We start from the raw sequence: 23,582 nt of genomic DNA, 5'->3' as shown, positions 1-23,582 counted from the left end.
CTCAGAGTGCCTTTAGCTCCAGCGTCTGCGTCGCAAAGCGGGGCGAGGACACCTCGATCGAGATCGTGCCGGGCATGCCGGTCGATTCCACCCAGAAGCCCGTGGTGCCGCCCTGGAACGCGATTGTATGGGGGCCGATGATCCGGGCAGGACCGCGCAGGTGCAGGGTCACCATCTCGTTGAGGAAGGGCAGGCGATTGCCGGCCTGGTCGAGTGCGCGCACGATGACACGGGTGCAATCGCGATCCCGGGAGCGGATGCCCGGACTATCCGCCTCGACCTGCAGCGTCGTCGGAATAGGATCGGCGGTCATGTGCACGTTCGCCACCGCTTCGCCGCCGATGAAACCGGTAAATTGCGCGCTCTGCCACGTCATGCCCCAGACCCCCAGCTCGTCCTTGTCAAAGTGACGTTGGTCGATGACAACAGGTGGATGCGGCAGGTTCGGAAAGTTATCCCGGTCCGGACCGACGCGTTTGACGAGATTGCCATAGCGCAGTTCGACCTCGTCGCAGTTGGTCAGGATGATCAGCGGCAGCACACCCCCGATATTGCGTTCGCCACGTGCCCAGAAGGTCACCGGTTTCATGACGACTTCGTCGGAAGGGTCGCCCTGGCTGGCATAGACATAGGCGGCGAACTTCGGCTCGCGAAACATGTCGAGCACACCGTGATAGCAGATGCGGTCGCCGGAGCCGAAATCCTTGTGGGTGTTGTAGTCGAACATGCACCAGCCGATGCAGCCGGAAATATTGGGATCGCCATAGGCGGCATTCAGGACTTCGAGATGGCGTCGGACATGCTCGGCCTGACGTTGCTCCTGGTCGTAGATCTTGGTCGGATACATGTGTCCGCCGAACTCCGTGACCAGATAGGGTACCTCATGGGAAAGCCCGGTGCATTCCTGCGTGCTGCGCAACGCTGTTCGCGGCCGGTTGGCGCCCGGCAGTTCCTCGTTGCCGAGGATGAAGTCGTTCATCGTATAGACGTCTTCGAGAAATTCGCTCTCCGTGATGTAGCGTACTCCACCTGTCTGACGCGTCGGGTCGAGTTCGCGGGCCAGTCGGTTGGTCTCGGCGTAGAGATTGTGGGAATCGAGAGACTCGTTGATGCGTACGCCCCAGAGGATGATGCAGGGGTGGTTCCAGTCGCGCTCGATCATTCGGCGGACATTGCTGACGGCCTCTTCTTTCCAAGCGGAACCGCCAATGTGCTGCCAGCCCGGAATCTCCTCGAAGACCAGCAGACCGATCCGGTCGCAGTGATCGAGAAACCATTTCGATTGCGGATAATGGGATGTCCGCACGATATTGCACTTCAGGACCTTCTTCAGGATATCGGCGTCGCGCTCCTGCGCGGAGCGGCCCATGGCATAGCCGGCATAGGGAAAGGACTGGTGACGGTTGAGGCCGCGCAGCTTGAGCGGCCTGCCGTTCAGACGGAACCCTTCGGCCGTGAATTCCGCCGTGCGGAAGCCGAAATGAGCCACCAGGCGATCCTGGCCCTGAGTGGTCCTGAGTTCGACGACGACGTCGTAGAGGACCGGCGCGTCGATATCCCAGAGCGACAGTCCCGTAAGCCCGTCGAAATGCAGCGTGACGTTTTCGCCGTTCGTTTCCGCTGTGGCGGAGGCCACGACGGTCCCACCGCTGGTCTTCAGCTGCGCGATCACGGAACCGTGGAAGGCAAGGTCCTGGGGATTGGCGATGTCGCAACGGACGGAAACCGATTTGGCGTCACTCAGCACATTTGAGGTTTCGATCTTGATATTGCCGATAGAGACCGGGCCAGTGACCTTCAGCCAGACATCACGGTAGATGCCAGCATAGGTCAGATAGTCGATACGGCCGCCGAAGGGCGGGATTTCCGGATTCTCGCTGCCGTCGATCTTCACGGAGATCAGGTTGTCGCCTTCGATCAGGCGCCCGGTCAGACGCGCTTCGAAAGGCGTGTAGCCATCCTTGTGGGCGGCGACCTCTTCGCCATTCAGATAGACGACGGAGTCCGCCATTGCCGCGTCGAAGAGCAACGAGACCTCGCGACCGGCAAATTCCGGCCGCCAGCGCAGGATCTTCTGATAGGTGAAGGGGCACTGGTACCAAGCCTCGTCAAAATAGTTGAAGGGCAGCTCCACGGCCGTATGGGGCAGGTTGACGTTTTTTCCTGTGTGGAATTGCTCTGCCAGGTCCGGCCCAAATCTCTCGTGAAAATTCCAGGCTTCGTTAAAGGGAAGGATAGATCGCATTAGCAGCCTTTATGCCGGAATGGTGCGGTCGGCCCTCAGGAGGCCGCTCGCTGGTCGATTGAGTCGTCCTTGGCCCCTTCAGCCTTTTTCCGCCGCAGCCATGGGGAGCGCAGGGCAACGTAGAAGACGGGCGTCAGGAACAGACCGAAGAATGTCACGCCGAGCATGCCGGAGAAGACCGCAGTGCCGAGCGATTGGCGCATCTCGGCGCCGGGACCGGTCGCGATCATCAGCGGCACGACGCCGAAAATGAAGGCGAAGGCCGTCATGAGGATCGGCCTCAGGCGCAGATGGCTTGCCTGGACTGCCGCCTCCACCGGGTTCTTGCCTTGGATTTCCGCCTGCCGGGCGAATTCGACGATAAGGATCGCGTTCTTCGCCGCAAGACCGATCAACACGATCAGGCCGATCTGAGTGAGAATGTTGTTGTCCATGCCTCTCAGGAAGACGCCGATCAGCGCGGCCAGGACCGCCAGCGGCACGATCAGGATGATGGCGAGCGGCAGGATCCAGCTTTCATATTGAGCGGCGAGCGCCAGGAACACGAAAACCACCGAAAGCACGAAGATATAAATGGCCGTGTTGCCGGTATTGCGTTCCTGGAAGGCAAGCTCCGTCCATTCGAAGGTGGTGCCCGCCGGCAGGATGCTCTTGGCAACTTCCTCCATCTTGTCGAGCGCGCTGCCGGTCGAATAGCCGGGTGCGGCATTGCCCTGGAGCGGGACCGAGACATACATGTTGTAGCGCTGAACGAGGGAGGGGCCACTTGTGTCCTGGATATCGACAAGAGTTCCAAGCGGCACCAACGCGCCCGTTGCGGAACGCACCTTCAGCGCCAGGATGGCGTCCCGCTCCATCCGATATTGCTGATCCGCCTGGGCACGCACCTGATAGACGCGGCCAAAGGCATTGAAGTCGTTGACGTAAGATGTTCCGAGATTGATCGACAGGGTGTCGAAGATATTAGGGATCGGGACGTTCAGCGCGCGGGCCTTGTCGCGGTCGATGGCAAGGAAATATTGCGGGCTGGAAGCCGAGAAGGTGGTGAAGACGCCAGTCAGGCCTGGCGTCTGGTTGGCAGTCCCCATGATCTGGTGGGCGGCTTCCAGCACGCGGCCCATATCCGAGTTCTCGCGGTCCATGAGCTGGATCTTGAAGCCGCCGGAGTTACCGACGCCGCGGATGGACGGCGGCGGAATGGCGATGATGAAGGCTTCCTGGATGCCCTGCAGTCCCGCATAGAGCTGACCGATGATCTGGTTGGCGCTCTGGCCATGCTGGAGGCGCTCCTCAAAGCTTTGGAAAGGTGCGAAAACGACGCCGGAATTGGACGCATTGGTGAAGGTGGCGCCGCTGAAACCTGAGAAAGCGACGGCGTTCCTGACACCGGGCGTATTGCGGATGATCTCGGAGGCACGCTGGATCACGGCGTCCGTGCGGGCAAGCGATGCGCCGTCCGGCAGTTGTACGACGACGATGGCGTAGCCCTGATCCATGGTCGGGATGAAGCCGCGAGGCACCGTCCGGCTCATATAGCCGGTCGCGGCCAGCAGGCCGACAAAGACGAGGAGGGCGCAGCCGATCGCAACCCCGCTCCTGACGAGGCGCCGGACAATCCAGGAATAGCCGGCGCTCATCCGGTCGAAGCCACGGTTGAAACCGTTGGCTAGACTGCGGCCGAAGCGCGCGAAGGGATTTCGTCGTTCCTCGTGATTTTCGTGGGGGCGGAGCACGATCGCGGCAAGCGCCGGTGAGAGCGTGAGTGAATTCAGTGCCGAAATGGCGGTGGCGACCGAGATCGTCACCGCGAACTGGCGGTAGAACTGCCCGGTAATGCCGGGGATGAAGGCGGACGGCACGAAGACCGCGATCAGCACCAGTGAGATCGCGACGACAGCGGTGCCGACCTCGTCCATGGTGACGTGGGCGGCCTCCTTGGGTGTCATGCCTGTGGCGAGGTTGCGCTCGACGTTCTCGACGACCACGATCGCGTCGTCGACCACGATGCCGATTGCCAGCACCAGACCGAAGAGCGTCAGCATGTTGAGCGAGAAGCCGAAGGCGAGCAGCAGACCGAAAGTGCCGATCAGCGAGACCGGGATAGCGACGATCGGGATGATGGCGGTGCGCCAGGATTGCAGGAAGACGAGGACGACGATGGCGACAAGGATCGCTGCCTCGAAGATGGTCTTGTAGACCTCGTAAATCGATTCCGAGATGAATTCCGTCGGATTATAGATGATGTCGTAGGAAAGACCCGGCGGGAAATCCTGCGAAAGCTCTTCCATCGTTTTCTTGATGGAATCGGCCGCAGCCAGCGCATTGGTGCCGGGGCGGGCGAAAATGCCGAGGGCGACGGCAGGCTTGCCGTCGAGATAGCTGTTGGTGACGTAGTCCTTGGCGCCAAGCTCAATGCGCGCAATGTCTTGCAATTGCACGAGGCGTCCGTTTTCCGTCGCCTTGACGATCACGTAGCGGAACTGGCGGGCATCCGAGAAGCGGCCCTCCGTTGTGACTGTATACTGAAATGCATTGGTGCCGGCGGCAGGAGGGCTGCCGATCGAGCCGCCCGAAACCTGGACGTTTTGATCACGCAGGGCCTGGACGACGTCGGTGGCCGTCATGCCATAAGCGGACAGTTTTTCCGGGTCGAGCCAGATACGCAGGGCATATTCGCGCTCGCCGAACAGGAGCACGTCGCCGACGCCGTCGAGACGGACAAGGACGTCCCGGATACGGCTACGGGCGTAGTTGGAGACATAGAGCTGGTCATAGCGATCGTTGGGCGAAAGCAGATGCACAACCATCATCAGGTCGGGCGAGCTTTTCGTCGTGGTCACGCCAAGGCGGCGAACATCTTCCGGCAGGCGCGGCTCCGCGATAGAGACCCGGTTCTGCACAAGCACCTGTGCCTTGTCGAGATCGGTGCCCAGCTTGAAGGTGATCGTCAGCTGCATCGAGCCGTCGGCCGTCGAATAGGAAGACATGTAGAGCATGTCCTCGACGCCGTTGATCTCCTGCTCCAGCGGGGTTGCAACGGTATCGGCGATAGTCTGGGCGTCAGCGCCCGGATAGGAGGTTCGCACGACGATGGTCGGCGGTGCGATTTCAGGATATTGCGCCACAGGCAGCTGAAAATAGGCAATTCCGCCGGCGATCAGCAGCACGATCGACAGAACCGACGCGAAGATCGGCCGGTCCACAAAGAAGTGGGCAAATCTCATTGGCCAGCCTCCACTGCCGCCGCGGCTGCAGCTGCTTCCGGCGGCTGCTCGTCGCGCTGAGGCGGCAACTGGATCGGTTGCGGCGTAACCTTGGCGCCCGGCCTGACGCGCATCAGGCCGTTCACAACGATGGTTTCGTCGCCGGTCATTCCGTCGCGGATAACGCGGTATCCATAAAGTCGCGGCCCGAGCCGGACCGGCTTGCTCGTCACCGTTCCATCTTCGCCCACGACATAGACGATGCGCTGATCCTGGTCCGAGCCAATCGCTTCGTCAGGGATGAGAACGGCTTTATACGTGTTGGAACCTGAGATCTGAACACGTCCGAAGAGGCCGGGCTGCAGCACGAAATCCGGATTTGCGAGACGGGCCCTGAGGCGCATCGTTCCAGTCTCGTTGTCGACGCGGTTTTCCGAGAAGTCGAGCTTGCCCTTGAAAGGCTTCGCATAGGCGTCGGCGATGGAGACCGTCACATCGAGACCGCCACCGCCCAACTGGAGCTCGCTTCCGCGTTCGCGTGCGGTGCGTGCATAGTTCAACACGCGGCGTTCATCGACATCGAAATAGAAGTCGATCGGATCGAGCGCGACAATCGTCGTCAGCACTGTCTGATCGGCCTGCACGAGATTGCCAACGGAGATCAGCCGGCGATCTATCCGGCCGCTGAGGGGGGCGGTGATTTTCGTATATTCCATGTCGAGTGTCGCGCGATCCACCGCCGCCTGGGCGCCTCGGACATTGGCTTGTGCGGACACCAGGTCCCGCCTGCGGTCGTCAAGGTTCGAGGCCGACTGGCTGCCGCTCGTCGCAAGCGATTCCGTGCGCTTGAACTGTGCGTCGGCCAGCGTCAGCGTCGACTTCGCCACCTCGAGGGCCGCCGTTGCCGAGTTCAGCGCGGTGAGGAACGGGCGTTGGTCGATGACGAAGAGCAGATCCCCCTGCTTGACCAGGGCACCGTCCTGGAAATGCACTTCCTGGAGATAGCCGCCGATCCGCGAACGGACGGAGACTTCGTCCACGGCCTGGAAGCGGCCGATGAATTCGTCACTGTCGACGACGTCGCGAACGACGGGCTTCGCCACGGAAACCGGAGGAGGCGGGGGCGGTGCATTCTGTGCGAACAGGGGTGAAGGCGGCATAAACACCAGCGCACAGCCGAATATCAACGAGTATCGAAGCTTGCTACGCATACGAAGCCCCCTGTGCAGGCGGCCTATTTGTCGCCGCCATCAGTTTCTGTGTTGAATACTGAACTCATGCACTTCTTCAGCCGGGGAGAAGGCGCCGCTCCCGACCGGCTCCTGCATTCTCTGTCATCATCGAAATCGCAGATGCCGATCCGAGAGGACATATTTTCCTATCCCATTCGCCGGGGAGAATAGCAGACCGTCATTTCATGGCAATGGTGCAAAAGCAGCGTCTACGTCCTGCCTTTGCCTTCACCGAGGCACAGATCTGCAACATTTCGTTAACTGCAGACTGCGGCATTTTCGCATCGCAGGACGATCTATTGTACCGCCCTCTTGCATGAGACTCACGCTCACTATATGTAGGGATATAATAAGTATGCTTATGAATAGCAGGCTTTCCTTCATGACATCGACATCGTCCATCGGCTTTCTCCTGCACGACGTTGCGCGCTTGTTGCGCAAGCGCTTCGAGCAGCGTGCCAAGTGCCTCGGGCTTACCCGCTCGCAGTGGCAGACACTTGCCTGCCTTTCGAGCAACGAGGGCATTCATCAGGGCGGTCTTGCCGAGTTGCTCGAGATCGAGCCGATCACGTTGGTGCGTATTCTTGACAGATTGTCGGAGCGGGGACTCGTCGAGCGACGGCAGCATCCGACCGACCGGCGAATCTGGTTGCTCTACATGCGCGACGAGGCGCGTCCCTTGCTCGCCGCCATGCGAAATTTTGGAGAGACGACCCGTGCCGAAGCGCTCGAAGGGGTTTCGAGCGACGACCGCGAGCGGCTTTCCGATGTTCTCACCCTTGTAAAAACCAATCTAGTTCAGGCTTGCCGCACGCCGGTCGCCGAAAAAGAGATCAATCATGGCTAATGCATCTTCTCCCCGTCGTGTACCCGCAAATGCGAACACGACGGCCAAGAAACCTATCGACGAACCAGATCAAAACAAGTCCCTGGAAACGGTAGCCGAAGCACCATCCACACCTGCAGCGGCTGCCGAAGCGGCTGTGTCCGGCGGCACTCAGGTCCGCCGCCGGCGCAGCCTCACCCGTCCTGTCCTCTTTGCCCTCCTGCCAGTGGCGCTCGTCGTCGGCGGCTATTATTACGTCACCGGCGGTCAGATCATGTCGACCGACAACGCCTATATCCAGGCCGACATGGTCGGACTGACGACGGATGTTTCCGGCATCATCGACTCGATCGATGTGCATGAAAACGAACCGGTGAAGGCTGGGCAGGTGCTGTTCCGGCTCAAGCCGGACGCGTTCCAGATCGCGCTTGCGGGCGCCCAGGCCCAGCTTGGTACCGTTCGCAACCAGATCGAGAATACCAAGGCGAACTACCAGCAGGCTCTTGCCGAGATCACCCAGGCCGAAGCCGATATTCCCTATTTTCAGAGTGAATTCGAACGCCAGCAGAACCTGATCAACAGCTCGGTTGCCTCTCGCTCCGCCTATGATCAAGCCAAGCACAATCTGGAGGCTGCGCAGCAGAAAGTGGCGGTCGCCAAGGCGCAGGCCGCTGCGATATTGGCCCAGCTTGGCGGCAAGGCCGACCAGCCGGTCGAGGAAAATCCGGCTTACCTGCAGGCCAAGTCCAATGTCGACAACGCGCAGCGTGAACTTGACCACAGCGTCGTCAAGGCACCGTTCGACGGTATCGTGACCAATGTCAATTCGCTGCAGGTTGGCTCCTACCTGGAGGCTTCGCAGCAGGCCTTCTCCATCGTGTCCAACAAAAATCTCTGGATTGCAGCAAGTCCGAAGGAAACCGAGCTGACCTATGTGAAGCCCGGCCAGCCGGTGGATATCTACGTCGACACCTATCCCGGCCTGCAATGGAAGGGCACGGTCCAAAGCATAAGCCCGGCCTCCGGTTCCAGCTTCTCGCTGCTGCCGGCTCAGAACACGACCGGCAATTGGGTGAAGGTCGTCCAGCGCATTCCCATGCGCGTCAGCATCGACAATCCTGAAGGCAAGCCGCCGCTGCGCGTCGGCATGAGCACCGTTGTCGACGTCCATACGGGCCACGCCCGTGGCCTTCCTGATTTCGTAGAAAAGCTTCTCGGCCGGTCCGGCGGCAAGGATCATGAGTAACGCTGTTGCCTCTCCCGCAGCACCGATCGCCAACCGTGGCGCGATCACGGCCTGCGTCATCCTGGCCGTCATCATGCAGGCGCTGGATACGACGATCGCGAACGTCGCGCTGCCCTATATCCAAGGCAGCGTTTCGGCGAGCGCCGACCAGATCAACTGGGTTCTGACGTCCTATATCGTCGCTGCGGCGATCATGACGCCGCCGTCCGGTTTCCTCTCGGCGAAGTTCGGCCGCAAGCGCGTGCTCCTGACGGCGATTGCCGGCTTTGTCGTTGCCTCGGTCCTCTGCGGGCTGGCGCAATCCCTCAACCAGATCGTCGCCTTCCGCCTGTTGCAGGGCCTGTTTGGCGCAGCGCTGGTTCCTCTGTCGCAAGGCATCCTGCTCGACATCTATACGGTCGAGGAGCGTGGATCCGCCATGGCGCTCTTCGGGGTCTCGGTCATGGTCGGTCCGGTGCTCGGACCGGTGATCGGCGGCTGGCTTACCGAGAATATCAGCTGGCGCTGGGTGTTCTACATCAACGTCCCCATCGGTGCGCTCGCATTCATGGGCATCGTGGTCTTCGTCACCGAGACCAAGATCGATGCGCTGGCGAAACTGGATTGGTTCGGCTTTGGAATGCTGAGCCTGGCGATAGCCTCGCTACAGCTCTTCCTGGACCGTGGTGAACAGCTCGACTGGTTCTCGTCCGGGGAGATCATCATCGAGGCCTTGGTCTGTGCCAGTGCTTTCTATCTGCTGCTCGTCCATACATTCACGGCGCAGAAGTCCTTTATCAACCCGCGGCTTTTTCTCGACCAGAACTTTTCGGTCAGCATGCTGTTCATCTTCGTCGTCGGCGTGACCTATCTCGCCTCGCTGGCGTTGATGACGCCCTATCTGCAGACGTTGATGGGCTATCCCGTCATGACCGCTGGTATCGTCATGGGCCCGCGTGGCCTCGGTACCATGCTCTGCATGTTCATCGTCGGGCGGCTGATCGGCAAGGTCGACACGCGCTGGCTGCTGGCTTTCGGTCTTGGGCTGACGGCCTGGGCGATGTACGACATGACGGGCTGGACACCTGACGTCTCGCAATGGACGATCATCTCGGTCGGCTTCATTCAGGGCGCCGGTCTCGGCTTCCTGTTCGTGCCGCTGACAACTATCGCCTTTGCGACGCTGCCGGCTCAAATGCGCGGCGATGGTACGGGTCTCTACAATCTCTCGCGCAATATCGGCTCGAGCGTCGGCATTTCTGTCGTCTCGGCCCTGATCGTCGAAAACACCCAGAGCAATCACGAGTCGATCGGGGCTTATGTCACGCCCTTCAACAGGATGTTCGATATGGCAGCGGCGCAGGGTCTCAGCCCTCTGACGGCGGCTGGGCGAGCCTCGCTCAACGAGCTCGTGACGCTGCAGTCGACAATCATCGCCTACATCGACGACTTCAAGCTGCTGATGCTGATGTCGCTGGCGGTCATGCCCCTCGTGTTCCTCCTGCGCAAGCCCAAGGCTGCCCCGGCGATGGACCATAGCGCCGTCATGGAATAGCCGACGTCAGCGCAGAGGCTTGCTCAGAAATCGCGAACCTGCAATGCCGAAGCGCCAAGGTGCTTCGGCATTTTTCGTAATGCCGATGCGTTTGCCGGACACGATCTGGACCGGATCCGATGGGGTGAGCGAGAAAGGCGGCCGGTCGAGGAGGCGATCGTTTAAGGTAAGATCGATGCCGAGTGCCTGACAAAGTTTTCCGGGTCCGCTGCAGAGTTGCGTTACCACGTCCGTGCCGCGTCGGTGGACCATGGCTTCGAGCCCGGTCGCTGGTTCCAACGCCCGGATCAAGACGGCCGAACCGGGCCGGCAGACGAAATTCAGGCACCAGTGCACGCCGTAGGAACGATAGACATAGACGTTGCCGGGAAGTCCGAACATGGCCGCATTTCGGGCGGACGGGCCGCGAAAACTATGGGATGCCTCATCGTCGGGAAGGTAGGCTTCCGTCTCCACGATGCGCCCGCCGACATCGGCCACCAGAAGGTGACAACCGAGCAGGTTCCGGGCGACGTCCACCGCATCGCGTTCGAAAAATTGCCGAAGAAGCTTGCCTTTGAATGAAGGCACGCCGATCGCCCCGGTGCGGTCGCTTTCGAACTGCATTACATCATTCATCTATGTTCATCGCCACCAATCGAAAACCTCATCTATGGTCGCAACATCCACCTGTGCTGAAAATCGCTTGGTCAGCAATTCGAGCGAAGCGTCATGCGTCGGGTCGAGAGAACTGCATATCGCGTCTCGTATCAAGACCACATTGTAGCCGAGATCGACTGCGCCGAGCACCGTTGCCAGAACGCAGACATCGGTTTCGCCTCCTGAAACGATGACCGTGGCGACGCTTTGCCGCCGCAGAAAATGGTCGAGCCTGCCGTCCAGCCAGGGGGAATAGATCCGCTTGTCGAGGACGGTCGCCGGTGGGACCAGACGCTGAAGCTCGGGCAGGAGTTGAATTGGCTCGTCCCCCAAGGACCGCCGTGTCATGCTCTGCCATTTCTCGTAGTATCTTCTCCATGCGCCATGGGCGTCGGACGGATCATGAGGCGGAATGAAACGGGTGAAAACCGTTTCTTGCGGACGAGCGGCCGCCAGTTCGGCAACCGGAACGCGGATCCGGTCCATCCAAGGAACATACCAATCCGTGTCATCGGCAAACATGCGCTGCATATCCACGCAGAGGTGCCGACAATTTTCCGGAGAATATTTCATTCAAAGCGATCCCGGCCAAGCCGTACCGTCAACTTCCTTTGAAACCATAATCTCAGGGGGAAGTTCCGTTCGGGCCCGAACAAAGGCTGGCAGCGGGATATTGGCCTGAATGATTCCCTGGAGCAGAGGGCAGGGTGGACGCAGATGACGATGGCCGGCTGATGATCCAGGCCGTCAGAATGTACCATGCCGAGGTCGCCGTCTGTGCCCGCGCGGCCGGCGATACCCTCAAAACCGATCTATCCACCCGCCGCAGGCTCGACCTACAGCGCCGTGCGTCTTTTCAGACGCAGAAAGGACGCTGTAGCACTTTGATTTAAGGAAACATGCCTTAGGGCAGCGAGCTCATCGGGCGGGATTGGGATCACGCCGAGCGATGGTGGAGATCGTAATGGAAACGGGATCGCTTGCCGGAAAGGTATCCTCAAGACCTTCCTGCAGTTCCTCTTCAAGAAGCGCCGGATCCTTGCCGTGCGTACTTTCCGGATGGAATTCCAGGTCCGGAAGCAGGTCGCGCTCCACGACCTCCGAAATAAGCTCTTTGGCACGGAGCACAGCATTTTCCCGGGTCAGCTCGCCGGTTGCTGCCTGATGCATGGTGACGGATATGACATTGCCATCCATGCTGACGAATTCGACGGAGTAACCTTGATTGTCGCCGATCGGTGCGACCTTGATATTCGTGATGACCATTTTCACTCCCCTTCATTGCTTGACAGCAAAGGAACTCGGAAGGATTGGGTTTCAGGTTTCCCATGTTGCGGCAGGCTTGTCAAAGTGAAGCTTCGTCTTGGAGCGGTTCAGCTTTTCCTTGTATCGCAGAACCGCTCTGACCTTTTGTTTTTGCATGGAAAGCCGCTTCACGCTTTTCCTGGAATTGCTTCAGCTTGCAGAGACCTTCGCAACCCGGTCGATGAAGACCCGCACGCGTGGCGAGAGCTGGCGGTTGCGCGGGATCGTTTCGGGTTCACATCTGACTGAGATGCGCGTCCGTCAGCAGTTTGGCAAGCCAGTCCACGAAGACGCGCACCTTGTTGCTCAGATGCCGGTTCGGTGGGTACACGATATAGAGGGGCAGGGGTTCCCGTTTCCACTCGGTGAGTATTCTCTGAAGCCTGCCGTCTGCGAGTGCGTCGCGGATCATGAAGACGGGTGCCTGGACGATACCGAGACCGGTCATTGCCGCCGTGAGATAGGTGCGGCTGTCATTGACCGAAACGATGTAGCGCGGATTGATCTCGAGCGCCTCGTTGCCGCGCCGGAATTCGAACGGCACGATGCGTCCGCCCTGGGCGCGGAAATAGGCGACGGCGAAATGGTCGCTTTCCAGGTCCTCGGGTCGCTGCGGCATGCCGAATTTTTCAGCGTATATTGGAGAGACGCAGGTTACCATCTCCACTTCCGATATCCTGCGAGCAATCAGCGACTGATCTGTGGGCGTCCCGGCACGTAGGGCACAATCGACATTTTCAGCGAGATAATCCACGAGCCGGTCGCCGACGCCAAGATCGATGCGAATGTCCGGATAGCGCTGGTAAAAGTCGCAAAGCGCAGGAATGACGATGCAATCGGCAAAGGCACCAGCCATCTCGACACGAAGCCTTCCACTCGGGAGACTCTGCGAATTGCTGAGGCTGCCGTCCAGTTCGTCTATTTCGGTAAGGATCTGCATGGCGCGCTCGTAGTAGAGCGCTCCATCGGTCGTTACCATGACGCGACGCGTGGTGCGGTTGAGAAGCTTGGTGCGCAAATGCGCCTCAAGCCCTTGAATCAAATTGGTAACCGTCGCCTTCGGCATGGAGAGTGTATCGGCGGCGCGGGTGAAATTGCCTGTCTCCACCACCCGGATGAAGACGCGCATTGCGGAAAGCTGATCCATGTGTATTCTTGCCTTGTGCGGCGCAGCATTATTCAAATATCGGAACAGTGTAATCAGTTTGAGCGCACTTATTCCGCGGATTGAATAACAATATCTTTTCTCTGAAATTGCAAGCCTTCCCTATGTGGGCTTGGAGGCAGGGGTTTTAAAGATGGACGCGCAGTGGAAGGACATCACGCTGGACAAGGTGGCTGTAGGCCCGGTCTTCGCGCGTGTCTACCAGGGCGCGGATTATCGGAAAGCCCCGCCGTTAGTGCTCTATCTGCATGGCGGTGCATTTCAGGATACGACTGCTGATGCGGAGCGGCCGGTGGCGGCCAGCCTTGCCGATGCGGGGGCCGTCGTTGTCGCCGCCGATTACAGCAGCCTGTCGAACAATGCCTTTCCGCGGGCGCTCGAAGTTGCTTTCTCGATTCTCGTCTATCTGAGCAACAAGCGTGCCGGGCTCAGCGACAAGAAATCCCTGCTTTTCGTGGCAGGCGAAGAGGCGGGTGGCAATATCGCAGCAGGGGTGGCGCTCAAGGCACGCGACCAGATGCCCGGCGAACTTGATGGGCAGGTCCTGCTGTCGCCGTTGCTCGACCCATTCATGGGAACCTGCTCGTTCCGTAAGGCGGATGCGACCGGTATGCGCCAGCATTGGGCCGAAGGCTGGAATCACTATCTGGGCTTCATGGGGGGCGTCTGCCACCCCTATGCGGCGCCCGGATACTGTTCGCGTCTGACCGGGGTCGCTCCGGCGCTCGTTCTTACCGCCGAGGACGATCCGTTGCGTGATGAAACCGTCGGCTATGCGTCCCGCCTGAAGGCGGCGCGTGTTCCCGTTCGCCAGCATGTTTTCCCCGCCGGGACTGGCTGGTCGTCGATTTATGGCGGGCGATCTGACGACAGCCCGAAATGGCCCGAGAATGTGTGCAGCCATTTCAAGAGCTTCGTTCAGGAAATGTGTGTCCAACCCCAATGAGTTTGAGACCAAGGGAATTTTTGGCCTAAAGGGCCGCAAGGAGAGTACCAATGACGTCCAGAAAGAAGCGCTGGGCCCTGGTGGGCGCCGGCATAGGAATCGTCGCGTCCGTTGCCGGCGCTGCGTTCTTCTTCGAACTACCCATGAGCGCGCCGGCGACGGCCGCTTCCGCTCCGGCACAGGCTCCCGCAGTGCCCGTAACGGTGGCTGTCGTCGAACCGCGTGATATCAGGACCTGGGAATCGTTTTCGGGCCGCCTGGAGGCTGTCGACCGCGTGGAGGTGCGCTCCAGGGTCGCCGGCGCCATCCAAGAGGTGCATTTCCGGGAAGGCGCGCTCGTCAAGGCGGGCGATCCGCTGTTCACGATCGATCCGGCTCCGTTCGCTGCAGCCGTCGCCCAGGCTCAGGCCCAGGTAGCGGCTGCCGAATCGCGGGTCGACATTACCAAGCTCGAGCTCGATCGCGGTCGTCGGCTTTCCGACAACCGTACAATCTCGCAGAGCGATCTCGACCAGCGCGGCAGCGCCTATAGCGAAGCGCAGGCCAACTTGAAGGCAGCTCAGGCGGCGTTGCAGACTGCGCAGCTCGATCTGGGCTATACGGAAGTCCGCGCACCGATCGCCGGTCGCGTCGGCAAGCTGGAAATCACGGTCGGCAACCTGGTTGCCGCCGGCTCCACCTCACCGGCGCTAACGACGCTCGTGTCGGTCGATCCGATCTATGCGAGCTTCAATGCCAGCGAAGAACTCGTGACCAGCGCGCTCGCGCAGCTTCCGCCTACCAATGGCGCCAGCCCGCCCGTCGACCAGATTCCCGTCGAAATCGGCACGCTGAGCGACGAGGGCACGCCCATCAAGGGTAAGCTGCAGCTCGTCGACAACGAGGTCGATGCGGCAAGCGGCACGATCCGCGTTCGCGGCATCTTCGACAATCCCGGCGGCAGGCTCATTCCTGGCCAGTTCGTGCGGGTACGCATGGGCCAGCCGAAGCCCGAGAACCGGTTGATGATCACCGATCGGGCGATCGGTACCGACCAGGACAAGAAGTTCGTCTTCGTTGTCGATGGCGAGAACAAGATCGTCTATCGACAGATCCAGATCGGTGCATCTGTCGATGGCGAGAGAATTGTCGAAAGCGGTCTCAACGCCGGTGACAAGGTCGTCGTCAACGGTCTGCAGCGGGTCCGCCCCGGCGCCGTCGTCATTCCGCAGACGGAAGACAAGGTCGCGGCTGCCACCAAGTAATCAGGGCGGCGGGAGGCACGTGTTTCCCGCTGCGATCATTCCATCAGTTGTTTTTGCCTGCGGCGGGTTTGTCGCAGGCCTTGGACCACTGCATGGTTCCTTAAATCGGAACTGATTTAAGGATAAAACCATGCAGCAAATTCAAAGTGTTATAGCGACATTTGTGCGTCTTATAAGACGCACCGCGCTATAGCGTCCTTTGTTCGACCCCGGAGAGGGCTTAGACATGAATATCTCAAGATTTTTCGTCGATCGTCCGGTCTTTGCCGGTGTGCTGTCGGTCCTTATCGTCGTGGCCGGCCTGATCGGCATGCGTTCGTTGCCGATTGCCGAATATCCGGAAGTCGTGCCGCCGTCGATCGTCGTGCGTGCGGAATATCCGGGCGCAAACCCGAAGGTTATCGCTGAAACCGTGGCGACGCCGCTCGAAGAGCAGATCAATGGCGTTGAGGGCATGCTCTATATGTCCAGCCAGGCGACTTCCGACGGCGTGCTCAACCTGACGGTCACCTTCAAGCTCGGAACCGATCCCGACAAGGCGCAGCAGCTCGTGCAGAACCGAGTGTCGCAGGCCGAGCCGCGGCTTCCCGAAGAGGTGCGTACGCTTGGCATCACCACGGTGAAGAGCTCGCCGGACCTGATGATGGTCGTCAACCTGATCTCACCGGACAACCGCTACGACATCACCTATCTGCGCAACTACGGCGTTCTTAACGTCAAGGACCGGCTCGCCCGTATCGATGGCGTCGGTCAGGTGCAGATCTTCGGCTCGGGCGACTATTCGATGCGCGTCTGGGTCGATCCGCAGAAGGCAGCCGAGCACGGACTTGCCGCCAGCGACATCGCCAATGCTATCAGGCAGCAGAACGTCCAGGCCGCGGCCGGTATCATCGGCGCCTCGCCGAACGTTCCCGGCATCGACGTGCAGCTTAACGTCAACGCACAGGGCCGCCTGCAGACGCCGGAGCAATTCGCCAACATCATCGTCAAGAGCGGCGCCAATGGCGAGATAACCCGCCTGCGCGACGTTGCGCGCGTGGAACTCGGCGCGGCCGACTATTCGCTGCGTTCCCTGCTCGACGGCAAGCCGGCGGTGGCGATCCCGATTTTCCAGTCTCCGGGTTCCAACGCCATCACCATCTCGGACGAGGTCGTCAAGACCATGAACGAGTTGCAGCAGGCGATGCCGGAAGGCGTGAAATACGAGATCGTCTACGACACCACGCAATTCGTGCGCGCCTCGATCGACAAGGTCATCGATACGCTGCTCGAAGCCATTGCGCTGGTCGTGCTCGTCGTCATCCTGTTCCTGCAGACATGGCGTGCCTCCATCATTCCGCTGATCGCGGTTCCGGTGTCGATCATCGGTACCTTCGCGGTGATGTATGTCTTTGGCTTCTCGATCAATGCACTCAGCCTCTTCGGTCTGGTGCTCGCGATCGGTATCGTCGTCGACGACGCGATCGTGGTCGTCGAAAATGTCGAGCGCAACATCGAGAACGGGCTCAATCCACGTGAGGCCACTTATCGCGCCATGAAGGAAGTCTCCGGCCCGATCATTGCGATCGCGCTGGTGCTGGTCGCCGTCTTCGTACCACTGGCCTTCATTTCCGGCCTTACCGGGCAGTTCTATCGCCAGTTCGCATTGACGATCGCAATCTCGACGGTGATTTCAGCTTTCAACTCGCTGACGCTTTCTCCGGCCCTGGCAGCTCTTCTTCTGAAGGGCAATCACGCGCCGAAGGATTGGCTGACACGCACCATGGACGTGGCTTTCGGCTGGTTCTTCCGCGGGTTCAACTGGGCGTTCGGCGCAGGTTCGAACGCCTATGGCCGCGGCGTCGGCGGGCTCGTGTCGCGCAAGAGCATCGTCATGGTGGTCTATCTGGCCCTGATCGGGGCGACCTACTGGCTGTTCCAGGCCGTGCCCGGAGGTTTCGTACCGCAACAGGACAAGCAGTACCTGATCGGCTTCGCCCAGCTTCCGGATGGGGCGAGCCTCGACCGCACCGAGGATGTCATCAAGCGCATGAGCGATATCGCCCTGGCAACGCCGGGAGTCGATCATGCCATTGCGTTCCCCGGCCTTTCCATCAATGGTTTCACCAACGGCTCCAATGCCGGTATCGTCTTCGCCGGCCTGAAGCCGTTCGAGGAGCGTAAGACGCCCGAGCTTTCCGGCGGTGCGATTACGATGGAGCTGAACAAGAGGTTCGGCGCGATCCAGGATGCCTTCATCGCCATGTTCCCGCCGCCGCCCGTCCAGGGTCTCGGTACGACCGGCGGCTTCAAGATGCAGATCGAGGATCGCGCCGGTCTCGGCTATCAGGCCCTTGACGAAGCCAACAAGGCGTTCCTTGCCAAAGCTTCTCAGGCACCGGAGCTGGCAGGTCTGTTCTCCAGCTTCCAGATCAACGTGCCGCAGCTCTATGCGGATCTTGATCGCGAGAAGGCCGAACAGCTGGGCGTTGCGGTCACCGACGTGTTCGAAACGCTGCAGATCTATCTGGGCTCGCTCTATGTGAACGACTTCAATGCCTTCGGTCGTACCTACAGCGTGCGCCTGCAGGCGGATGCCAAGTTCCGCGCCCAGCCGGACGATATCGGCCAGTTGAAGGTCCGTTCGCAATCCGGTCAGATGATTCCGCTTTCAGCCCTGCTGAAGGTCGATTACACCACCGGTCCGGAACGCACGACACGCTACAACGGCTTCCTGGCCGCCGATATCAACGGCGGTCCGGCGCCGGGCTACTCCTCCGGCCAGGCGCAGGCTGCGGTCGAGCGAATTGCGGCGGAGACGCTGCCGAAGGGCATCGGCTTCGAATGGACCGACCTGACCTATCAGCAGATCCTCGCGGGCAATTCCGGCATTCTGGTCTTCCCGCTTGCACTGCTGCTGGTCTTGCTGGTGCTGGCCGCACAGTATGAGAGCCTCACCCTGCCGCTGGCGATCATCATGATCGTGCCGATGGGCGTGATGGCCGCCTTGACCGGTGTCTGGCTCACCCATGGAGACAACAACATCTTCACGCAGATCGGCCTGATCGTCCTTGTCGGCCTCTCGGCGAAGAACGCGATCCTGATCGTGGAATTTGCCCGTGAGCTGGAATTCGATGGGCGTACGCCAGTCCAGGCGGCGATCGAAGCGAGCCGACTGCGCCTGCGGCCGATCCTGATGACCTCCATGGCCTTCATCATGGGCGTCGTGCCGCTGGTCACGTCGACGGGTGCAGGTGCAGAAATGCGCGCCGCCATGGGTGTCGCGGTCTTCGCCGGCATGATCGGCGTGACCTTCTTCGGCATCTTCATGACGCCGGTCTTCTATGTCCTCGTCCGCCTGATCACCGGCAACAGGCCGCTGATACAGCATGAGCAGGGCGACGGCGAGCACGGTCCGAAGATTATTCATCTCGCTGCCGAATAGCGGGCGGGATGGACATGAAAGCAATGGACGGGCAGGGCGCGAGCTCTGCCCGTTTTCATTTTGATGGCGCTTCCGCACCTGATTATTTTCCGTCCAGCAGTATTGTTCCTGCTCAAACAAGGCTTCGTTAATGTACGTTTGAGAATGTAGGGCTACTTTTGATAATCACTCGGGGTAGGGGCGGCATTGCCGGCAGTGAAACCATTGCGATCCGAAGAGGAGTTTCAGGGTCTTCTCCGGCGATTGAAGTTGGCGCTTGAAGCGTCCCAGATCGGCGTCTGGGAACACAACCTGAAGATTGATGAAATTCTCTGGGATCCGCAGATGCACCGCATCTATGAGACGGGTGTGACGGATCGCAAGATGACGCTGGAGTATTGGCTGGGTGCAATCCACCCCGAAGACCGGGAACGGGCGGACCAGGATTTCGAAAGGGCAATTGCAGCCAGGGGACTCTATACGTCCGAATTCCGGATCGTCATGCCCGACGGAAGGATCAAATATCTGAGGTCGCGGGCCCATTTCTATGAGGACGCCGACGGCGCGCCGTCTTTCATCGGCGCCGAATGGGACGTCACGGCAGATGTTCTCCTGAACCGGGAGCTCGAACGAGAGAAGGCCGTTGCGGAAGCCAGGATGCTGGCGCTCGAGGAGAGCAATTCACGTATCGAATTTGCTGCCGAGCACGACTATCTGACTGGCTTGGCGAACAGGCGGCATTTTGACAGGCGTCTTGCGCAATTGCGCAAGAACGAGATGGTCGAAACGCTGGCGATTCTGCACGTCGATCTCGACCGGTTCAAGCAAATCAACGATGCGGCCGGCCACGCCGCAGGCGATGCCGTTCTTCGACATGCGGCAACACAGATCACCGCGGCCATTCCCGAACACGGGATCGTCGCGAGGATTGGGGGCGATGAGTTCGTCATCATTCTCATCAATTTCGGCGACGTGCACGATCTGCGCCGTATCGCCGAAAATGTCGCGGACAATTTGCGACGCGGCACGACGTATGAGCAGAATTTCCTCCAGACCGGCGCGTCGATCGGAATTTCCTGGAGCAATGACAGGGAGGCGGCAAACCTTCTCGCGGAAGCGGACCTGGCGCTGTATCAGGCCAAGAAGCTCGGTCGCAACAGGGTCGAATTCTTCACTCCGCAAATGCAGCACAATCTACTCGGCGAGCGCCGGATGACGGAGGAGCTGGAGCTTGCCCTGCGGCGCGACGAAATCGTGCCCTTCTATCAGCTGCAGGTCGACGCCCGCACACATTCCATTGTCGGACTGGAAGCGCTGGCGCGCTGGTATCATCCAGTGCGCGGGGTGTTGACCCCGGGATTGTTTCTGAATTTTGCCAATGAGCATGGCCTGAGCGCCGAAGTAGACGAGGCGATCCTGAAGCGCGTGTTGCAGGATCGCACCTTTTGGGCGCTCAACGGCGTCAAGGTGCCTCGGATCGCCGTCAATATCTCCGGCAGCCGGCTTGCGGATCCGTCCCTGATCAATCGATTGCAGCGGCTCGACATTCCGCGAGGCGCGCTGGCCTTCGAACTCGTGGAAACGATATTTCTCGATGATTGCGACGAGACCGTGCAATCCAATATCGCCGAGATCAAGCGGATGGGCATCGAGATCGAGATCGATGATTTCGGTTCTGGTCACGCCTCGCTGATCGGCCTCGTTCAATTGAGACCGAAACGGCTGAAGATAGACCGTAACCTCGTCATTGGCGTCACGACCTCGCCGGAACAATGCCGCCTTGTCAGTGCGATTGTCGAGATCGCAAAGGCACTTTCTGTGGAAGTCGTCGCTGAAGGCGTCGAGACGGATGAACATGTGCGGCTTCTGGCGCAGCTCGGCTGCGACAGCCTGCAAGGCTACGCCGTGGGCCTCCCTTTACCAGCGCTGGATACGTTTCGGATGCTTCTGGCGATCCCCGCCAGCCCGGACGAGTATATGACGCCGCAGAGGGGCAAAGGTTCAGGCGGAATGTGATTCGATCTCGGATCGAGCTTCCACATACCATTCGACGAAAGCCTTCACGCCGGTCGCAATCGTTGTTGCGGGCTTATAGCCTGTCAGGGCCTGCAGGAGATCAGTGCTCGCGAAAGTGCGTGGCACGTCACCCTGCTGCATCGGCAGCATCTTCCGTATTGCCGGCTTGCCAAGCGTCCGCTCAACGGTTTCCACGAACTCCATGAGAGGAACTGGCTGACCGCCGCCGAGATTGACAATGCGGAACGGAGCCTGATGGGAGAGCGTGTCGAGATCATCAGGCGTGGTGACACGATTCTTCTCGGACGGGATGACCTGCGACAGACGCAGGATCGCTTCGACAAGATCGTCGATATAGGTGAAATCGCGGCTCATATTGCCTTCGCCGTAGATCTCGATGGGGCGTCCGTCGAGGATGGCGCTGACGAATTTGAAAAGCGCCATGTCAGGGCGTCCCCAGGGACCATAGACCGTGAAGAAGCGGAAGGCCGTCGTCGGGATCTCATAAAGATGCGAATAGGTATGCGCCATGAGTTCCATGGACTTCTTGGTCGCCGCATAGAAGCTCAGCGGCTCGTCAGCGCGATCGAGCTCACGGAAAGGAATGTTTGGATTGGCGCCATAGATCGATGATGTCGAGGCAAGCATGAGATGGCGCACGTTTGCCCGCCGCGTCAAATCCAGGATGTTCCAGGTGCCGGTAATATTGGAATCCAGATAGGCCTGTGGATTGTCGATGCTGTAGCGAACCCCTGCCTGAGCCGCGAGATGGACGATGACGTCGGGTTTTGCCGTCTCGATCGCATCCGCGAGCGCGTTTCTGTCTTCGAGCATACCTATGACGGGGCGGAAGGCGGGAAACTGGGCAAGCGCGGCATGGCGCATGTGCTTCAGCTTGACGCTATAGTAAGGCGTCAGGCCATCGAAACCGGTGATCTCGTGTCCGTCCTGCAGAAGCCTGCGGGCAAGATGAAAGCCGACGAAGCCCGCCGTACCCGTTATGAAATAGCGCATAGGTGTCTTCTCGCTCTGCCCGCGTTCAGGTTCGCGGCGTTTAACACGTGAACCGGGCTCGCGGCGATCGCGAGCCCGGACGTTTCAAGCCTCCTTGAGGCGTATCAGGTTCGGCCGAATTCGTCGACGATGCGGATGATGTCGTCTTCGCCGAGATAGGACCCAGTCTGTACCTCGATCAGTTCCAGCATGATCTTGCCGGGATTGGCGAGGCGGTGAACTTCGCCGAGCGGGATATAGACCGACTCGTTTTCACGCAGCATCTGCACATTGTCCCCGATCGTCACCTCGGCCGTGCCTTTGACGACGATCCAATGTTCGGAGCGATGGTGGTGCTTCTGCAGCGAAAGCTTCTTGCCGGGAAGGACGAAGATGCGTTTCACCTGGAAACGGTCGCCGTTCAAGATCGACGTATAGCCGCCCCATGGTCGGTATGATGTCGGATGCGTTTCAGCATATTTCGCTGTCGCGGGGGTCGCGGCGAGCATCTTGACGATTTTGCCGACGTCCTGGCTGGCACTCAGATGGCCGACATAGACGGCGTCCTCGCTGGCGATGACGGCGACATCTTCCAGTCCCTGCACGGCCAGATGCACGCCATGGGTCATGACCAGTGAGTTCTTCGTATTGATGACCGTCGTGTTGCCGGCTGCGACGTTACCGTCCGCATCGCGGGTTCCTGTCTTCCAGACGGTGTCCCAGCTTCCGAGATCCGACCATACGAAGGGTGCGGGCACGACAGCCGCGTTCGACGTCCGCTCCATGACGGCATAATCGATCGAGATGTCCGGGCTCTTGGCGAAGGCCTCGGCATCCAGGCGAATGAAGTCGAGGTCGCGCGCGGCCTTCGAGACCGCCTTGCTTGCCGCTTTCAGAACGTCTGCAGCGTACTCCTTCATTTCAGAAAAGAGCTTCGATATCTCGAATGTGAATATGCCCGAATTCCAGTAAAATCCGCCGGATGCAAGCATGTCTTGCGCCTTGGCGAGCGGCGGCTTTTCTACGAAACGCCTGACGGAATAGGCGCCGCCAGGAAGCGCTTCCCCTTGCTCTATATAGCCATATCCCGTGGCCGGCTCCGTTGGGGTGATGCCGAAGGTCACCAGTTTTCCGGTCGCGGCGGTATCGCGCGCGAGGCGCACGCAGTTGAAGTAGGTCTCATCAGCAACGATGTCATGATCGGAGGCGAGAACCTGGATGATCGCATCCTCGCCGAAGAGATCGCCGGCCAGCGTAGCAGCCGCAGCGACGGCCGCAGCCGTGTTCCGGGCCATTGGTTCAAGCAGGATTGCAGCGAGCTCCATGCCGAGACCGCGCGCCTGCTCGGCGACCAGGAAACGGAAATCCTCGTTCGTCACGACGATCGGCGCCTCGTAAAGTTCCGGATCGGCGACGCGCGTCAGCGTGTTCTGAAAAAGCGTGCTGTCACCGATGAACTGGATAAATTGCTTCGGCGCCGACGAGCGCGAAAGTGGCCAAAGCCGCGTACCCTTTCCGCCTGCCATGATGACGGGGACTATTCTTGCCATTCACCGGTCTCCTAAGATGAAGCTGCAGTATTCCT

At 59.9% G+C, this 23,582-nt stretch carries 16 protein-coding genes; 7 read left to right on the top strand and 9 right to left on the bottom strand.

Annotation, left to right across the window (positions count from 1 at the left end):
- Position 1 precedes the first annotated feature (1 nt).
- From AAE029_RS20455 to AAE029_RS20445, 3 genes are read right to left on the bottom strand one after another with little or no spacing between them, the layout of a single operon-like run.
- The gene (locus AAE029_RS20455) at positions 2 to 2,245 is read right to left on the bottom strand and encodes a glycoside hydrolase family 2 protein (RefSeq protein WP_371074719.1); all 2,244 of its coding nucleotides are present in this window, start codon (positions 2,243 to 2,245) and stop codon (positions 2 to 4) included.
- 35 nt (positions 2,246 to 2,280) lie between these two features.
- Positions 2,281 to 5,469: an efflux RND transporter permease subunit gene (locus tag AAE029_RS20450; RefSeq protein WP_371074718.1), complete on the bottom strand. Its 3,189-nt coding sequence runs from the start codon at positions 5,467 to 5,469 to the stop codon at positions 2,281 to 2,283.
- Positions 5,466 to 6,659: an efflux RND transporter periplasmic adaptor subunit gene (locus AAE029_RS20445; RefSeq protein WP_371074717.1), complete on the bottom strand. Its 1,194-nt coding sequence runs from the start codon at positions 6,657 to 6,659 to the stop codon at positions 5,466 to 5,468. The genes AAE029_RS20450 and AAE029_RS20445 overlap by 4 nt, the downstream gene beginning before the upstream one ends.
- Positions 6,660 to 7,062: 403 nt before the next feature.
- On the opposite strand from AAE029_RS20445, the gene AAE029_RS20440 reads away from it, so the two are divergent.
- Genes AAE029_RS20440 through AAE029_RS20430 form a run of 3 tightly spaced genes read left to right on the top strand, consistent with a single transcriptional unit; the run spans position 7,063 to position 10,286 of the window.
- Complete coding sequence (locus AAE029_RS20440) at positions 7,063 to 7,527, top strand: MarR family winged helix-turn-helix transcriptional regulator (protein WP_371074716.1); 465 nt, start codon at positions 7,063 to 7,065, stop codon at positions 7,525 to 7,527.
- Positions 7,520 to 8,752, top strand: coding sequence for an HlyD family secretion protein (locus AAE029_RS20435; protein WP_371074715.1), 1,233 nt, complete (start codon positions 7,520 to 7,522; stop codon positions 8,750 to 8,752). Before AAE029_RS20440 ends, AAE029_RS20435 begins: the two co-directional genes overlap by 8 nt.
- Positions 8,745 to 10,286: a DHA2 family efflux MFS transporter permease subunit gene (locus AAE029_RS20430; RefSeq protein ID WP_371074714.1), complete on the top strand. Its 1,542-nt coding sequence runs from the start codon at positions 8,745 to 8,747 to the stop codon at positions 10,284 to 10,286. Before AAE029_RS20435 ends, AAE029_RS20430 begins: the two co-directional genes overlap by 8 nt.
- 6 nt (positions 10,287 to 10,292) lie before the next feature.
- Here the strand turns inward: AAE029_RS20430 and AAE029_RS20425 are convergent, their stop codons facing one another.
- The 4 genes from AAE029_RS20425 to AAE029_RS20410 form a co-directional block, all read right to left on the bottom strand.
- Positions 10,293 to 10,904, bottom strand: a complete 612-nt coding sequence (locus tag AAE029_RS20425) for a DNA-3-methyladenine glycosylase (protein WP_371074713.1) — start codon at positions 10,902 to 10,904, stop codon at positions 10,293 to 10,295.
- 6 nt (positions 10,905 to 10,910) lie between these two features.
- Positions 10,911 to 11,498 carry a cysteine hydrolase gene (locus AAE029_RS20420; RefSeq protein WP_371074712.1) on the bottom strand — a complete coding sequence of 196 codons (588 nt, stop codon included), beginning with the start codon at positions 11,496 to 11,498 and terminating at the stop codon, positions 10,911 to 10,913.
- 345 nt (positions 11,499 to 11,843) lie between these two features.
- Positions 11,844 to 12,191 carry a hypothetical protein gene (locus AAE029_RS20415; RefSeq protein ID WP_371074711.1) on the bottom strand — a complete coding sequence of 116 codons (348 nt, stop codon included), beginning with the start codon at positions 12,189 to 12,191 and terminating at the stop codon, positions 11,844 to 11,846.
- Positions 12,192 to 12,465: 274 nt separating this feature from the next.
- Complete coding sequence (locus AAE029_RS20410; RefSeq protein ID WP_371074710.1) at positions 12,466 to 13,377, bottom strand: LysR substrate-binding domain-containing protein; 912 nt, start codon at positions 13,375 to 13,377, stop codon at positions 12,466 to 12,468.
- A 151-nt stretch (positions 13,378 to 13,528) separates the two neighbouring features.
- On the opposite strand from AAE029_RS20410, the gene AAE029_RS20405 reads away from it, so the two are divergent.
- The 4 genes from AAE029_RS20405 to AAE029_RS20390 all read left to right on the top strand — a co-directional run bounded on the left by AAE029_RS20405 (position 13,529) and on the right by AAE029_RS20390 (position 21,004).
- Positions 13,529 to 14,341, top strand: coding sequence for an alpha/beta hydrolase fold domain-containing protein (locus AAE029_RS20405; RefSeq protein WP_371074709.1), 813 nt, complete (start codon positions 13,529 to 13,531; stop codon positions 14,339 to 14,341).
- A 50-nt stretch (positions 14,342 to 14,391) separates the two neighbouring features.
- On the top strand, positions 14,392 to 15,585 hold the full coding sequence (locus AAE029_RS20400; protein WP_371074708.1) for an efflux RND transporter periplasmic adaptor subunit: 1,194 nt from the start codon (positions 14,392 to 14,394) through the stop codon (positions 15,583 to 15,585).
- A 226-nt stretch (positions 15,586 to 15,811) separates the two neighbouring features.
- Positions 15,812 to 19,009: an efflux RND transporter permease subunit gene (locus AAE029_RS20395; RefSeq protein ID WP_371074707.1), complete on the top strand. Its 3,198-nt coding sequence runs from the start codon at positions 15,812 to 15,814 to the stop codon at positions 19,007 to 19,009.
- A gap of 186 nt (positions 19,010 to 19,195) precedes the next feature.
- Complete coding sequence (locus AAE029_RS20390) at positions 19,196 to 21,004, top strand: putative bifunctional diguanylate cyclase/phosphodiesterase (RefSeq protein ID WP_371074706.1); 1,809 nt, start codon at positions 19,196 to 19,198, stop codon at positions 21,002 to 21,004.
- Here AAE029_RS20390 and AAE029_RS20385 read toward each other — a convergent pair.
- A complete protein-coding gene (locus AAE029_RS20385; RefSeq protein ID WP_371074705.1) occupies positions 20,990 to 22,018 on the bottom strand; it encodes an NAD-dependent epimerase in 1,029 nt (342 codons plus the stop codon). The genes AAE029_RS20390 and AAE029_RS20385 overlap by 15 nt on opposite strands.
- Before the next feature lie 104 nt (positions 22,019 to 22,122).
- Entirely contained in the window at positions 22,123 to 23,547 is a 1,425-nt protein-coding gene (locus AAE029_RS20380; protein WP_371074704.1) for a mannose-1-phosphate guanylyltransferase/mannose-6-phosphate isomerase, read from the bottom strand.
- Between the last annotated feature and the right edge of the window lie 35 nt (positions 23,548 to 23,582).

Source organism: Sinorhizobium sp. CB7 (assembly GCF_041357635.1).
Taxonomy (GTDB): domain Bacteria; phylum Pseudomonadota; class Alphaproteobacteria; order Rhizobiales; family Rhizobiaceae; genus Rhizobium.
The sequence above is the reverse complement of the archived record's forward strand: the minus strand, read 5'-3'. Positions and strand labels throughout refer to the sequence as shown.